The 13,576-nt window shown below is 69.8% G+C and carries 14 protein-coding genes; 7 read left to right on the forward strand and 7 right to left on the reverse strand.

The window, feature by feature from the left end:
* Nucleotides 1-10 precede the first annotated feature (10 nt).
* The 4 genes from YS110_05840 (at nucleotide 11) to argG (ending at nucleotide 2,925) form a co-directional block, all read left to right on the forward strand.
* Nucleotides 11-379: an ArsC family reductase gene (locus YS110_05840; protein UJB64303.1), complete on the forward strand. Its 369-nt coding sequence runs from the start codon at nucleotides 11-13 to the stop codon at nucleotides 377-379.
* A gap of 127 nt (nucleotides 380-506) precedes the next feature.
* On the forward strand, nucleotides 507-1,136 hold the full coding sequence (locus YS110_05845; GenBank protein ID UJB64304.1) for a glycine zipper 2TM domain-containing protein: 630 nt from the start codon (nucleotides 507-509) through the stop codon (nucleotides 1,134-1,136).
* A gap of 99 nt (nucleotides 1,137-1,235) precedes the next feature.
* Nucleotides 1,236-1,553 carry a pyrimidine/purine nucleoside phosphorylase gene (locus YS110_05850; GenBank protein ID UJB64305.1) on the forward strand — a complete coding sequence of 106 codons (318 nt, stop codon included), beginning with the start codon at nucleotides 1,236-1,238 and terminating at the stop codon, nucleotides 1,551-1,553.
* Nucleotides 1,554-1,581: 28 nt separating this feature from the next.
* Nucleotides 1,582-2,925 carry an argininosuccinate synthase gene (gene argG, locus YS110_05855; protein ID UJB64306.1) on the forward strand — a complete coding sequence of 448 codons (1,344 nt, stop codon included), beginning with the start codon at nucleotides 1,582-1,584 and terminating at the stop codon, nucleotides 2,923-2,925.
* Between the two features lie 107 nt (nucleotides 2,926-3,032).
* Here argG and YS110_05860 read toward each other — a convergent pair whose 3' ends face one another.
* Complete coding sequence (locus YS110_05860; protein UJB64307.1) at nucleotides 3,033-3,698, reverse strand: 7-cyano-7-deazaguanine/7-aminomethyl-7-deazaguanine transporter; 666 nt, start codon at nucleotides 3,696-3,698, stop codon at nucleotides 3,033-3,035.
* A gap of 95 nt (nucleotides 3,699-3,793) precedes the next feature.
* Complete coding sequence (locus tag YS110_05865) at nucleotides 3,794-5,149, reverse strand: hypothetical protein (protein ID UJB64308.1); 1,356 nt, start codon at nucleotides 5,147-5,149, stop codon at nucleotides 3,794-3,796.
* Nucleotides 5,150-5,230: 81 nt separating this feature from the next.
* Here YS110_05865 and sigJ point away from each other — a divergent pair, with 81 nt between their 5' ends.
* Together sigJ and YS110_05875 are read left to right on the forward strand one after the other, a co-directional pair.
* Nucleotides 5,231-6,118: an RNA polymerase sigma factor SigJ gene (gene sigJ, locus YS110_05870; GenBank protein UJB64309.1), complete on the forward strand. Its 888-nt coding sequence runs from the start codon at nucleotides 5,231-5,233 to the stop codon at nucleotides 6,116-6,118.
* A gap of 61 nt (nucleotides 6,119-6,179) precedes the next feature.
* A complete protein-coding gene (locus YS110_05875) occupies nucleotides 6,180-6,638 on the forward strand; it encodes a carboxymuconolactone decarboxylase family protein (GenBank protein UJB64310.1) in 459 nt (152 codons plus the stop codon).
* Nucleotides 6,639-6,705: 67 nt separating this feature from the next.
* Here YS110_05875 and YS110_05880 read toward each other — a convergent pair whose 3' ends face one another.
* Complete coding sequence (locus YS110_05880) at nucleotides 6,706-7,599, reverse strand: LysR family transcriptional regulator (protein UJB64311.1); 894 nt, start codon at nucleotides 7,597-7,599, stop codon at nucleotides 6,706-6,708.
* Between the two features lie 105 nt (nucleotides 7,600-7,704).
* On the opposite strand from YS110_05880, the gene YS110_05885 reads away from it, so the two are divergent.
* On the forward strand, nucleotides 7,705-8,571 hold the full coding sequence (locus YS110_05885; GenBank protein UJB64312.1) for an MBL fold metallo-hydrolase: 867 nt from the start codon (nucleotides 7,705-7,707) through the stop codon (nucleotides 8,569-8,571).
* 66 nt (nucleotides 8,572-8,637) lie between these two features.
* Here the strand turns inward: YS110_05885 and YS110_05890 are convergent, their stop codons facing one another.
* The 4 genes from YS110_05890 to YS110_05905 all read right to left on the reverse strand — a co-directional run bounded on the left by YS110_05890 (nucleotide 8,638) and on the right by YS110_05905 (nucleotide 13,520).
* Nucleotides 8,638-8,958: a DUF3325 family protein gene (locus YS110_05890; protein UJB64313.1), complete on the reverse strand. Its 321-nt coding sequence runs from the start codon at nucleotides 8,956-8,958 to the stop codon at nucleotides 8,638-8,640.
* The gene (locus YS110_05895; GenBank protein UJB64314.1) at nucleotides 8,951-10,633 is read right to left on the reverse strand and encodes a PepSY domain-containing protein; all 1,683 of its coding nucleotides are present in this window, start codon (nucleotides 10,631-10,633) and stop codon (nucleotides 8,951-8,953) included. Before YS110_05895 ends, YS110_05890 begins: the two co-directional genes overlap by 8 nt.
* An 11-nt stretch (nucleotides 10,634-10,644) precedes the next feature.
* Nucleotides 10,645-10,947, reverse strand: a complete 303-nt coding sequence (locus YS110_05900) for an iron uptake protein (GenBank protein ID UJB64315.1) — start codon at nucleotides 10,945-10,947, stop codon at nucleotides 10,645-10,647.
* 119 nt (nucleotides 10,948-11,066) lie between these two features.
* A complete protein-coding gene (locus YS110_05905; protein UJB64316.1) occupies nucleotides 11,067-13,520 on the reverse strand; it encodes a TonB-dependent siderophore receptor in 2,454 nt (817 codons plus the stop codon).
* Between the last annotated feature and the right edge of the window lie 56 nt (nucleotides 13,521-13,576).

The following is a 13,576-nucleotide window of genomic DNA, read 5'->3' on the forward strand; positions in this document are numbered from 1 at the left end:
GATCGGGGGCATGAATCCCCCCACCATCACCGTCTACGGCATTCCCAATTGCGACACCGTGAAAAAGGCCCGCGCCTGGCTGAGCGCCCAGGGCGTGGACTACCAGTTCCACGATTTCAAGAAACAGGGCGTGCCCGCCGAGCGCCTGCCGCAATGGATTGCCGCCCTGGGCTGGGAAAAGCTCGTCAACCGCCAGGGCACCACCTGGCGCAAGCTCGATGCCGCAGCCCAGGCCCGCGTGCAGGACGCCGCCAGCGCCATGGCGCTGATGCGCGAGCAGCCCAGCGTCATCAAGCGCCCCGTGGTCGAGTGGCCCGCGGGCGCCATCACCGCCGGTTTCGACAGCGCCCGCTGGAGTGAACTGCACGGCCCGGCCTGACTCCAATTCCTTGCTTGTTTCGCATTTCTTTACCCAGCTTTACGCGACCGCCGACACGCAGCAGGCACACTGGCTCAACCCTTGGCACCCATCGCGCGTTATGGGTGGACTGACGAAGGAACCTCTCATGAAAAAGACCGTGCTCTTGATCCTTTTGGCCGGTGCGGCCTGCGCAGCCTCCGCGCAGGAGCAGGGCCGCGTGCTCTCCTCCACCCCCATCGTCCAGCAGGTGGCCATACCGCGCCAGGTCTGCGGCACCGACACGGTGTACGCAGGCTCGTCCAACAGCGGCGCGGGTGCCGTCATGGGCGCCATTGCCGGTGGCGCCATCGGCAACTCCATCGGCGGCGGCAGCGGCCGTGCGGCCGCCACCGCGCTGGGCGTGATCGGCGGGGCCCTGATGGGCAACCAGATCGAGGGCACCGGCCAGCCGCGCTACCAGAACGTGCAGCGCTGCAATACCGAGACGTACTACGAGAACCGCACCGTGGGCTACAACGTGGTGTACGAATACGCGGGCCGCCAGTACAGCACGCAGACGAGCCACGACCCCGGCAACTGGATCCCGGTGAGCGTGCAGCCCTCGCCCGGCTACGGCAACACCTACTCGACCAACAACGCCTACACCTACCCGGCGCAGCCCGGCGTGGTGCAGACCTACCCGGTGCAGCCGCCCGCCGCCTACGTGAGCCCGCCGGTGACCATCGAGTACAACTACTACCAGCGCCCGCACCACTACAACCCCTACTGGCGCTGAAACGGCCCCCGCCGCTGCACGAGAGCCCCTTGCGGGGCTCTTCGTCTTTGGGGCCTAGAATCCCGGGTTCTGTCCGTTTTCACCAGCCCGCACCACTCCATGACCACCGCAAGCATCGACGGCGTCGCCGTCACCACCCAGGCCAATGTGTATTTCGACGGCAAGTGCGTGAGCCACGGCATCACCTACCCCGACGGCACGAAGAAATCCGTGGGCGTGGTGCTGCCCGCCACGCTCACCTTCAACACCGGCGCGCCCGAAGTGATGGAGTGCGTGGCCGGCGGCTGCGAGTACCGCCTGGCGGGTACCGATGCCTGGCTGAAGTCGGGCCCGGGCGACACGTTCAGCATCCCTGGCAACTCCAGCTTCGACATCCGCGTGAACGAGGCCTACCACTACATCTGCCACTTCGGCTGATTCCCCCACCATCGCATCCGACACCGCCATGGCAACCATTCTGCAAAACCTCCCCGTCGGCCAGAAGGTCGGCATCGCCTTCTCGGGCGGCCTCGACACCAGCGCCGCGCTGCGCTGGATGAAGAACAAGGGCGCCCTGCCCTACGCCTACACCGCCAACCTGGGCCAGCCCGACGAGGCCGACTACGACGAGATCCCGCGCAAGGCGATGGAATACGGTGCCGAGCAGGCCCGCCTGATCGACTGCCGCACCCAGCTCGCGCACGAAGGCATCGCCGCCATCCAGGCCGGCGCCTTCCACATCAGCACCGGCGGCATCACCTACTTCAACACCACGCCGCTGGGCCGCGCCGTGACAGGCACCATGCTGGTGGCCGCGATGAAGGAGGACGACGTGCACATCTGGGGCGACGGCTCCACCTTCAAGGGCAACGACATCGAGCGCTTCTACCGCTACGGCCTGCTCACCAACCCGGCGCTGAAGATCTACAAGCCCTGGCTCGACCAGAAGTTCATCGACGAACTCGGCGGCCGCGCCGAGATGTCGGCCTTCATGACCAAGGAGGGCTTCGGCTACAAGATGAGCGCCGAGAAAGCCTACAGCACCGACAGCAACATGCTCGGCGCCACGCACGAGGCCAAGGACCTGGAGTTCCTCAGCAGCGGCATCCGCATCGTCAACCCCATCATGGGCGTGGCGTTCTGGAAGCCCGAGGTCGAAGTGCCGGCCGAAGAGGTCTCGATCACCTTCGACGAAGGCCAGCCCGTGGCCATCAACGGCAAGGAAATCGCCGACCCCGTGGAGCTGTTCCTCGAAGCCAACCGCATCGGCGGGCGCCACGGCCTGGGCATGAGCGACCAGATCGAGAACCGCATCATCGAGGCCAAGAGCCGCGGCATCTACGAGGCCCCCGGCATGGCGCTGCTGCACATCGCCTACGAGCGCCTGGTGACCGGCATCCACAACGAGGACACCATCGAGCAGTACCGCCTCAACGGCCTCAAGCTCGGCCGCCTGCTGTACCAGGGCCGCTGGTTCGACCCCCAGGCCATCATGCTGCGCGAGACCGCCCAGCGCTGGGTGGCGCGCGCCGTGACCGGCACCGTCACGCTGGAGCTGCGCCGCGGCAACGACTATTCGCTGCTCAACACCGAAAGCCCCAACCTGACCTACGCGCCCGAGCGCCTGTCGATGGAAAAGGTGGAAGACGCGCCGTTCAGCCCGCTGGACCGCATCGGCCAGCTCACCATGCGCAACCTCGACATCTCCGACACGCGCGACAAGCTCGGCGTGTACTCGCGCGCCGGCCTGCTGTCGCTGGGCGGCAACGCAGCGCTGGCGCAGCTGGAAGACGGCGGCGCCAAGAAATAAGCCCAAAAAGTGGCTCCAGCGCTTGCCTAGCAAGCGCCAGCAGCTACCAAAACATGAGCAAACCGCCTGCGCTGCAAAGCCAGGCGGTTTTTTCTTGGGGCAATTGTTCAGGCCGCGGCCGGCGCGGGCGGCGTACGCATGGCGCGCACGATGGCCGCCAGCGCCACGCCGTAGGCAGGCACGAACAGCAGCAGGCTCACCGTGAGCTTGATGACGTAATCGACCACGGCGATCTCGCCCCAGTGCGCGGCCATGAAGGCGTCCTGGCTGCGCCAGAAGGCGATGGAGAAGAACGCCGCCGTGTCCAGCGCCTGCCCGAACACCGAGGCCGCCGCAGGCGCCAGCCACCAGGCATGGCTTTGCTGGCGGATGCGGTCGAACACCTGGATGTCGAGCAACTGCCCCAGCACGTAGGCCGCGAAGCTGGCGAAGGCGATGCGGAAGACGAAGGCATTGAAGTCACCCAATGCGCCCCAGCCGTTGAAGCGGCCTTCATGGAACAGCACGCCCACGATGTACGAGGCCACCAGCGCGGGCAGCATGGCGCGCGTGATGACGCGCCGCGCGGGCTGCTTGCCGATGAGCCGCACCGTCAGGTCGGTGGCCAGGAAGATGAACGGAAAGCTGAACGCCCCCCAGGTGCTGTGAAAGCCCAGCAGCGTGATGGGCAGTTGCACCAGGTAATTGCTGGCGATGACGATGGCGATGTGGAACGCCACCAGCAGGGAGAGGAAAAGCGGCACGCGCGACGGCGTGGCCTGGATGGAACGCATGGCAGTCCTTTTTGGTGAATGGGGGCGAGGGAACCCATGGGCGGCAACAGTGCCGGGCGGCGATTGTAGCCAGCTTTGGCCGGCGGTGCGGGGATTCAGTCCACGGGGCGGCGGCGCGCGTCGATGAGAGGCTGGCCGTCGTACACCCACCACCCGGCCCCGGGAATCCGTGCCACCGGCAGCACGAACTGCGCGCCATCCGCCTGGCGGCGCCAGAACGACACGCCGGTGTTGATCTCGATGGGCGGTACCCCGGCCCCGGCCACCGGCCGCAGCACGATGGGGCCGGGGTCGAGGGTGCGCTTGTCGAGGGTGAACGCCATGGCCCGCGGCGGCTGCCATGCCCCGGCCCCGGCCCAGGGCAGCGCAGCGCCCGCCAGCCACGCCGCCATGGCCCCACCGAGCAGCGCCATGAAGGCCGCTGCCGCCCGCGCCTGCTGCCGTGCGGACGCCTGCGCCATGCCCGGCTGGTGCGCCACCTCGCGCGGCCACAGCAGCACGGCACCCAGGACGGTACCGGCCAGCCCTGCCCCCAGATACAAGGCCCACGGCGTGGCAAAGAACTGCCAGCGCTCCCAGGCCAGCAGGGCCAGCACGCTGGCCGCCAGCAGCGCCAGCAAGGCCCAGAGCCCCCGGCGCAGGGCCGGAACCTGGGCAAGGTCAAGCTGGCCGAAGGTTTCGAGCCGGGAAGGAAAGTCCTGCGTTTCACTCAAGCGAGGCAGCACCACGCCCCGCTGCTGCAAGGCCTGCACCAAGGGCAGTTGCGCCATGCGCCGGTCCAGATCGCGCAGCGCCGCGGCATCGACCGGCGGCGTGCGCATCAGGAACATCTGCCATGCCGTGGGTTGCGTCGCGGGCGCGGGCCAAGGACCGGAAACGTCCACGCCATCGCGCAGCGGCGCCCACTGCGCCGGGCTGAGGAGGCGGCGCGGCACCAGTGCGCGCCACGGCGCGCTGTCCGCCAACGGCAGTTCCAGCGCGAATGCCGGCAGAAGGTCTGGCGCCTGGGCCCTCTGCGGCCGATGCGGTACCCAGCGCGCACGCCGCGCCACCACGGGCAGCGGCACGCTCCAGCCCATCTGCCGATCCAGCCAGGCCCAGGGATAGCGCAGCGTCAGAAGGGAATCGGTGAGCACCAGCGCACGCCGGTCGCTGACCCACTGCGCAACGCCCAGGCCCAGGCCCACGGCACACCACAGCAGGATCTCCAGCACCAGGCCAAGGAACTTGGGATCGGTGAACGCTCGGGGCCAGGGCTGCGCTTTCCACGCCGGCACGGCCAGGTGCATGTTGATCGCCACCATCGCCAGCAAGGACGCCCCCACCAGCCAGGACCACGGATTGCCCGCGCGCTGGGCCTTGCCCTGGCGCCAGCGCACCATATCCACCGTCCTGAAGACCAGCGTTTCCCCCTGCGCCAATCCCTGGGCCTGCGCCGCCCACGTTGCCATGTTCCCCCCTGTCCGTGCGTATAGTGGCGCGAGTATGCCCGGCCGCTGTCACAAACCGCCGCCGCCGTGCGTCTTACCGGCATGCACCCCGCAATACCTTCCCCACTGGCCGGCCACACCGCCGTCTTCCAGCAGCACCGCCCGCGCCTGGCCGGCGTGGCCTACCGCATGCTGGGCAGCCGCGCCGATGCCGACGACGTGCTGCAGGACGCCTGGCTGCGCTGGCAGGCCACGCCCCTGGAACGCGTGCACACGGCCGAGGCCTGGCTGGTGACCACCGTCACGCGGCTGTGCCTGGACCGCCTGCGCGCCGCACGCACCGAGCGCGCGGCCTACGACGGCCCCTGGCTGCCCGAGCCCTGGATCGCACCCGACGCGGCGCCGCCCGCCGACGCCCGCGCCGAGCTGGCCAGCGACCTGTCGGTGGCGCTGCTGGTGGTGCTGGAGCGCCTCACGCCGGACGAGCGCGCGGCCTTCCTGCTGCACGACGTGTTCGACAGCGACTACGCCGAGGTGGCCGCCGTGCTGGGCAGGAGCGAGGCCGCGTGCCGCCAGCTCGTGCACCGCGCGCGCACCCAGGTGCGCCAGCGCAAGGCCCGCTTCACGGCCACGCCCGAGGCGGCGCGCGCGCTCATCGCGCGCTTCGTGCAAGCCATGCGCACGCAGGACCATGCCGCCCTGCTGGCCCTTTTTGCCGAAGACGCGCAATGGACCGCCGACGGCGGCGGCAAGGTGCGCGCAGCCAGCAAGGTGCTGCGCGGCCCGCGCGCGCTCGCGCGCCTGGCCGCGGCCGTGTGGCGCGTGTACCTGCACGGCCACCAGATCGAGCCCGTGCAGGTCAACGGCGCGCCGGGCCTGCTGCTGCGCGACGCTGGCGGCGTGCGCTCGGTGATGGCCTTCGAGACCGATGGCGTGCGCATCCGCGCCGTGTACTCGGTGCTCAACCCCGACAAGCTGCGCGGCCTGTAAGCCCCGCGCCCACGGGCCGCGCACGCGGCCCGGCCCCTTTTTTCACCCCCAGGAGAACACCATGCCCCATGCCCAGCGCATCGACCTGCCGCGCAACCACGCCGCGGCCTACGCGGCCATGTACGGCCTGCAGAAGCACGTGAACGCCGGCAGCCTGCCCGTGCAGCTGCACGAACTCGTGAAGATGCGCGCCTCGCAGATCAACGGCTGCGCCTTCTGCCTCGACCTGCACGCCCGCGTGGCGCGCGAGCACGGCGAGAGCGACCGGCGCCTGCACCTGCTCAACGCCTGGCGCGAGAGCGGCGCGTTCGACGCGCGCGAATGCGCGGCCCTGGCCTGGACCGAGGCGCTCACGCGCGTGGAGCAGTCGCAGGTGCCCGACAGCGTGTACGCCGAAGTGCGCGCGCAGTTCACCGAGGCGGAGATCGTCGAGCTGTCGCTGGCCATCGTCGCCATCAACGGCTGGAACCGGCTGATGGTCGCCTTCCGCACGCCGCCGGGCGGGCACACGCCGGGCTGATTCTTGTAGCCAAATCAGGCCGTAGCGCTTGCTGGACAAGCGCTGGAAGCTCTCATTTTTGGTGCACCTACCACGGCGCGCCCGCGAAGCGCTGCACCAGGAAGTCCAGCAGCGCGCGCACCGCCGGGGCCAGGTGGCGGCGCGACGGGTACAGCGCATACACCGTAAGCTGCGGCGGCGCCCAACCGGGCAGCAGCGCCTGCAGCGCGCCCACCTGCAGCAGCGGCCGCACCAGGTAGGCGGGCTGCAGCGCGATGCCCGCGCCGGCCTGCGCCGCCGCCATCAGCACCACGGCGTCGTTGGCCGTGAAGCGCGTGGGCACGCTCACCGCCTGTGCGCCGGCCTGCGCGTGGGTGAAACGCCATTCGCTGCGGCCGAAGTTGGCGTGGCCCAGGCAGCGGTGCGCAGCCAGGTCGGCCGGCTGCGCCGGGCGCCCCATGCGCGCCAGGTAGGCGGGCGCGGCCACCAGCACCGATTCGCACACGGCCAGCGGCCGCGCGATCAGGGCCGGGTCGGGGTCGGCGCTGATGCGGATGGCCAGGTCGATGCGCTCGGCCACCAGGTTCACCGCGCCCTCGCTCACGTTCAGGTCCACGTGGAGCTGCGGGTGCAGCACCAGGAAGTCGCCCAGCGCCGCCGCGAGCTGCGCGTAGCCGAAGGACATGCTGCAGGTCAGCCGCAGTTGCCCGCGCAGCGCGCCGCCGGCGGGGGCGGTTTCCTCCTCCACCTCCTGGGCGATGGCCAGCATCTGCTGGCAGCGGCGCAGGCACTGCTCGCCCGCGTCGGTCAGCGTCACGCGGCGCGTGGTGCGCTGCAGCAGGCGCGCGCCCAGCCACTGCTCCATGGCGGCCACATGGCGCGTGACCATGGCGCGCGACAGGGCCAGGCGCTCGCTGGTGGCGGTGAAGCTGCCGGTCTGCGCCACATCGGCGAAGACGCGCATGGCGGTGAGGCGGTCCATGGTATTTGCGCGAATAAAGAAACAATCAAGCGCATTCTGAGGCGTTTATCTGTTCCGTTTCAAGCAATAAAGTCCTGTCCATCGTTTTTTCAACCGGACTTCTCCATGACTTTGCGCACCACCCTGCTCTCCACCACGCTCGCCCTCGCCTTCGGCGCCGCCCACGCCGCCGGGCCCCTGCAGCTCACGGTCTACAACGCCGACGCGAACAGCTTCCACGTCAACTCCGTGCTGCTGAGCGGCGAGAAGGAGGCGATGGTGATCGACACCGGCTTCACGCGCGCCGACGCCTACCGCATCGCCGCCAACGTGCTCGACAGCGGCAAGACGCTCACCACTATCCTGGTGAGCAACGCCGACCCCGACTACTACTTCGGCGCCGAGACGCTCCAGGCCCTGTTCCCGCAAGCCAAGGTGGTGGCCACGCCCGCCGTGCGCGAGAAGATCCAGGCCAAGATGGCGGGCAAGCTCGCGTTCTGGGGCCCCAAGATGGGCGTGAACGCCCCCGCGCGGCCGGTGCTGCCCGAGGCCCTGGCTGGCACCACGCTCACCGTGGACGGCCAGGCCGTGGAGCTGCGCGGCACCACCGGGCCGCTGGCGCACCGCCCGTACGTGTGGGTGCCGTCGCTGCACGCCATCGTGGGCAACGTGGCGCTGTTCGGCAACATGCACGTGTGGACGGCCGATACGCAAAAGCCCGCCGAGCGCCAGGCCTGGATCGCCCAGCTCGACGAGATGAAGGCCCTGCAGCCGCGCGTGGTGGTGCCGGGCCACATGGCCGCCGGCACGGCGACCGACGCCGGAGTGATCGACTACACGCGCGGCTACCTGGTGAAGTTCGAGGCGGCGCTGCAGCAGTCGCAGGACAGCGCGGGCGTCATCCAGGCCCTGCGCGCGGCCTACCCGCAACTGGGCGAGAGCGCCTCGCTCGACCTCGGCGCCAAGGTGAACAAGGGCGAGATGGCCTGGTGATTCTTTGAGGGTTTTCGGGCTCCAGCGCTTGCTGGGCAAGCGCTGGGAGCTATGGAAACAGGAGTCTTACCCTACCCCGCCAGCCCAGGCCAGCACACGCAGCCAGCGCGGGCGCCAGGCCAGCGCCAGCCCCACCGCCAGCGCGGCGAAGGCCAGGGCCATGACCCACACGAGCGAGGCCATCGACGCATGGTCCACCGCCAGGCACAGGCCCAGCGCACCGAGCAGGCCCAGCGCGCCCAGCACACGCAGGCGCATCGCCTGGGCGGGGCGGGGCGCGGCGGCGCCGCGCACCTGCTCCCAGTGCACGTCCATGGCCAGGGCCAGCCAGCCCATGCCCGCCACGGCGCAGGCCACGGCGGCGGTCAGCAGCAGTGCGTCATGCATGGGCGGCCTCCGCTGCGGCCAGGCCGGGGGCGGCGGGCGCGGCCTGCGCGCGCTGCTTGAGCCGGCGCGCGGTCCACGCGGCCAGGGCGCCGCCGGCCAGGATGAACAGGTCCACCCCCGCCACCGGCCAGTAGCCCGCGCCCAGGGTCTTGAGCAGGTGGTCGCCGGTGGTCACCCAGTTGAGCAGCACGGTAGCCACGGCCATGGCGGCCACGGCCCAGCACTGCTCGTGCCACGCCGGGTTCCGGCGGCCCTGCGCCACCGGGGCGCTGCGCACGAAGGCGTGCGCCATGGCCGCTACCCAGCCGGCCCAGAACAGGTACTGCTCCAGATCGCCACGCGGGGGCCAGCCAGCGGGCAACACGTCGGGCAGCAGCCGGTTGGCGGTCAGGATGGTGAGCGAAGCCAGCAGCATGCCGGTGACGGTGGTCACGGCCAGCGCATCCACCACGCGCGCCCCTTGGCTGCCCTGCTTGGCATGCTGCTTCTTGCGCTTTTCCACGAAGAAGATGAAGCCCGTGGCGATGCACACGCAGCCCATCAGCCCGCCCAGCACGTACAGCCAGCGCAGCAGCCAGTGGCGGAAGTGCTGCAGGTGCAGCCCGGTGAGGAAGGTGTTGACGCTGTCCACCGCGGTGGGCGGCGGGTCTTCGCGCAGCACCTCGCCGGTGCTGGCCTTGAAGTGGATGCCGTCGCCCACGAGCGCGATGCGGTCCGTGCCCGCGCGGTAGATGCTGACGTAGCCGTTGGCATCGCCCACGTGCTGCACCGCGAGGAAGCCCACCTCGCCCGCCATGTCCTTGGCGGCCCAGCGGCGCTGGGCCTCGGCCACCATGGCGTCCACCGAGGCCAGCGGCGCGGCCACGCCGGCGCGGTCGTGCGGCAGGCCGGTTTCCTCGGCTTCGAGCTTTTCGTGCAGTTCGTGCAGCGGCTCCAGCTGGGTGTGCGACACGGGGAAGTAGATGCCCGCGAAGATCACCAGCCCGGTGAAGGCGAAGAAGAAGTGGAACGGCAGCGCCAGCACGCCGGTCATATTGTGCAGGTCGAGCGTGCTGCGCTGCGTGGCCTTCTTGGGGCGGAAGGTGAAGAACTCGCGGAAGATCTTGCGGTGCATGACCACGCCGCTGACCAGCGCCGCCAGCATCACCAGCGCCGCGAAGCCCACGATCCAGTAGCCCAGGCCCGCCCAGCGCAGGTTCAGGCTGTAGTGCAGCGGGTAGAAGAACTGGCTGCCGATCTTGAGCCGGTCGTCCGGCAGCGCCGCCCCGCTGCGCGGGTCGATGGTGCGGTTGCCCCAGGCGCCCTGCTCCGGGTCCTTGGCGTTGGGCACCTCGTAGCCCGCGAACAGGCCCAGCACCGGGTCGCGGTGGGTGGTGTAGGCGCCCCAGCGGCGCACGGTGTCGAAACGCTCGGGCAGCGCGCCGTTGACGCGGTCGCGCATGAAGTCCAGGCTCTGCTTACTGGGCTGCATGTCCTCGAACACCGGGCGCAGCAGCTTGTCGAACGACGGCATGGGCTGCGGCGCGAAGCGCGACTGCGGAATCGCCCAGCGGTCGATCTCGCGGTCGAACACCGACAGCGCGCCGAAGAAGAAGCAGGCCATGAGCACGAAGCCCAGCGCCAGGCCGAACCAGGTGTGCAGCCAGGCCATGGCCAGGCGGAAGTTTTGGAACATCGTGGCCTCCTTTACGCCAGCACGCTTTGCAGCAGCGAGGCCGCCGCCGCCATGAAGGCGCCGCCGCCCAGGAGCACGGCCCCCAGGCGGGCCAGGCTGCGGGCCGCGAAGGCCCACAGGAACGCCACCAGGTACACCAGCATGCCCAGCATGCTGCTGAGGTGCTCGGCGTCGTGGAACGACATGCCCAGCGCGAACAGGCCGGACATGCCCAGGGCGATGAAGCCCCACGTGAAGGCGTAGCCGCCCAGCACGGCGGCGGCGATGCGCAGCGCGGTGTGCAGGCGGGGACGGGTGGTGAGGCTGGCGGTCATGCGCAACGATCAAAAATGAGAACGGTTTGTATTATCGCAAATAAGGGAATTCCATGCCAAATCGGCCTCCAGCGCTTTCCCATCGGGCGCTGGAAGCTCTGTTTTCAGGAGCACCCCATTCAGAATCGGTGCCTGAGGCTCACCGAGAACCGGCGGGGCTCGCCGAACGGCGAGTACCAGAGGTTGTGCACGGTCGCGTAGTAGCGCTTGTCGAACAGGTTGTCCACCACGGCGTGCACATCGGTGCTGGGGCTGAGCTGGTACTTCGCCGTCACGCCGAACAAGGCCAGGCCCCCGCGCCGGATGTGGTAGGTGGTGTTGGTGATGCTGCTGTAGGCCCGCACGCTGCCGCCCAGCGTCCAGCCGGTGCCCGCGATCCGCTGGCTCGAGGCAATGCTCAGGCTGTGCCGCGGCAGGCTGGACATGTAGCGCTCGCCCTGCTGCTTGCCCGATGCATAGCGGCTGTTCACGTAGGTGTAGCCCGCCGCCACGTTCCAGCCCGGGCGGATCTCTCCGTTGAGGCCCAGGTCGACGCCCCGGCTGCGCACCGTGTCGTCGGCCACGTAGCACCAGCCGCCGCAGGCGTTGCTTCGGTCGAAGGGGATAGAGGCGTCCTGCCGGGCCAGGTTCTGCTGGTCGAGTTGGAACAGCGCCGCCGTGGCGTTCAGCCGGCCGCCCAGCAATGCGCCCTTGGCTCCCACCTCGTAGTTCGACCCGACCACCGGCTTGACCGTGCCGCCGCCAACACCCCGCTGGCTTTGCGGCGTGAAGATGTCGGAATAGCTGGCATAGACCGAATACTGCGCATGCAGGTCGTACACCAGCCCGGCATAGGGCGAGACCACGCCGCTCTCTTTCTGGTCGACCACGCCGTTGACGAGGTTGCGGGACTCGTACCAGCTGATGCGCGTGCCGGCGATGAGCTTGAGCGCATCCGTCAGGCCCAGGCGCGCCACGCCGTAGAGCCCCTTCTGGCGCGTCTTGCTGCCGTACTCGTAGGGCGCCCCGCCCACCGGATCGGGCAGCGCGTGCGGATCGAACCCCAGCACGTTGATCGCCGTGGGCAGGTAGCCAGACGCCTGCGCATAGTCATGGGCGCTGGAAACATTGGCCCCCAGCACGAACTCGTGCGTGCGGCCCCAGAACGACGCCGGGCCGGAGACGAACACGTCCGCGGTGTTGGCTTTGACCTCCCGATCGAACAGGCGTGCCTGGTAGAGCGAGAGCCCGTTGCCCGTGGCACGGTCCAGGGAGCCCGACAGCCAGCTGTCGTTGGGCTGCCGGGTGCTGGCGCGCCCATGGTCGTACGCTGCCTTCATGCGCCAGCCGGACGAGAGCTGCTGCTCCAGGCCCAGGGTGTAGAGCGCGTAGTCCTTGTCGTTGCGGCTGCGCGGATTGCCGAAGAACGCCGAGCGGTCGAAGCCCATGTCGCTGCCGTCGGCGCCATAGGGCACCCCGGAGTGGTCACGCCCCTGGTCCTTCTGGTACTGGACGCTGGCGCTGACCAGGGTCGTGGGCGTCAGGTCCGCATCGATGGCCCCATACAGCCCCCGCCGGTGGTTGAAGGCATGGTCCACGAACGCATCCCGGTAGTCCACCAGCGCCACGAGGCGGCCGCGCACCTGGCCGGACGCCGTGAGCGCGCCCGACACGTCGGCCATGGCGCGCTTCTGGTTCCACGAGCCCGCCTGGACTTCCACCTGCGCCTGGAAATCCTGCGTCGGCCGCTTGCGCACCAGGTTGATCGTGCCGCCGGGATAGCCCGCACCGCTGAGCAGGCCGGACGCGCCCTGGAGCACCTCCATGCGGTCCAGGAACGCGCTGTCCACCATCGGACTCTTGTTGTCGTTGCTGATGCCGATGGGGTTGGCCATGCCGTCGTACTGCGACTGCAGGTAGAAGCCCCGGCTGAAGTAGTAGCTGCCCAGGTTGCCGCGCTCGTAGACGAAGACCCCGCTGGTGGCCTTGAGCGCGTCATCCACCGAGTTCAGGCCGAAGTCGTCCATCTGCTGGCGCGTCACCACGGTAACCGTCTGCGGTGTCTCGCGGGGCGACAGGGCCAGCCTGGTGGCCGTGGCGGTATGCCCGGCCCGGTAGGAGCCCGTCCCTTCGGTGGTGCCGTCCCGCACGCCCTGGGCCGTGACCTTGACCGTCTGCAGCGTGGCAGCGCCGCCACCGGCATCTTCCCGCGCCGCCGGCGCCAGCGCATAGCTGCCATTGGCCTGGCGCACCGCCTGCAGGCCGGTGCCGGCCAGCAGCGCGGCCAGCCCCGCCTCGACCGAATAGCTGCCGCGCAGCCCCGGGCTGCGCAGCCCCTCGGTCACGGCGGGGCTGAACGGCAGCAGGATGCCGGCCTCGCTGCCGAAGCGGCCGAGCGCCTCGTCGAGCGGCCCTGCCGGTATGTCGTAGCCACGCACGGGCGCCGCGCCCGGCTGGGCCAGCGCCGCCACGGGCACGGCCAGCAAGGCCCCGGCGGCCAGGGCGCCCAGGCCCGGCCGGGCGATCGCCCGCGCGAGGGCGGAAGGGGAAAACAGGTGGCGGAGATGGCGGCGCAGCGCCCGGGTCTGGTTCATGCGGGAAATCCGATGCGGAAGGTGAAGGAAAAAGTGCGTTCCCCCTTCATGTCCCG

This window comes from Acidovorax sp. YS12, from assembly GCA_021496925.1.
Classification (GTDB): Bacteria; Pseudomonadota; Gammaproteobacteria; order Burkholderiales; family Burkholderiaceae_C; genus Paenacidovorax.

Coding starts and splice junctions, on each gene's coding strand:
- YS110_05845 (UJB64304.1), top strand. CDS start 507: ATGAAAAAGACCGTGCTCTTGATCCTTTTGGCCGGTGCGGCCTGCGCA.
- YS110_05900 (UJB64315.1), bottom strand. CDS start 10,947: ATGACCGCCAGCCTCACCACCCGTCCCCGCCTGCACACCGCGCTGCGC.
- YS110_05895 (UJB64314.1), bottom strand. CDS start 10,633: ATGTTCCAAAACTTCCGCCTGGCCATGGCCTGGCTGCACACCTGGTTC.
- YS110_05875 (UJB64310.1), top strand. CDS start 6,180: ATGCCCCATGCCCAGCGCATCGACCTGCCGCGCAACCACGCCGCGGCC.
- YS110_05890 (UJB64313.1), bottom strand. CDS start 8,958: ATGCATGACGCACTGCTGCTGACCGCCGCCGTGGCCTGCGCCGTGGCG.
- YS110_05850 (UJB64305.1), top strand. CDS start 1,236: ATGACCACCGCAAGCATCGACGGCGTCGCCGTCACCACCCAGGCCAAT.
- YS110_05860 (UJB64307.1), bottom strand. CDS start 3,698: ATGCGTTCCATCCAGGCCACGCCGTCGCGCGTGCCGCTTTTCCTCTCC.
- YS110_05840 (UJB64303.1), top strand. CDS start 11: ATGAATCCCCCCACCATCACCGTCTACGGCATTCCCAATTGCGACACC.
- YS110_05865 (UJB64308.1), bottom strand. CDS start 5,149: ATGGCAACGTGGGCGGCGCAGGCCCAGGGATTGGCGCAGGGGGAAACG.
- argG (UJB64306.1), top strand. CDS start 1,582: ATGGCAACCATTCTGCAAAACCTCCCCGTCGGCCAGAAGGTCGGCATC.
- YS110_05885 (UJB64312.1), top strand. CDS start 7,705: ATGACTTTGCGCACCACCCTGCTCTCCACCACGCTCGCCCTCGCCTTC.
- YS110_05880 (UJB64311.1), bottom strand. CDS start 7,599: ATGGACCGCCTCACCGCCATGCGCGTCTTCGCCGATGTGGCGCAGACC.
- sigJ (UJB64309.1), top strand. CDS start 5,231: ATGCACCCCGCAATACCTTCCCCACTGGCCGGCCACACCGCCGTCTTC.
- YS110_05905 (UJB64316.1), bottom strand. CDS start 13,520: ATGAACCAGACCCGGGCGCTGCGCCGCCATCTCCGCCACCTGTTTTCC.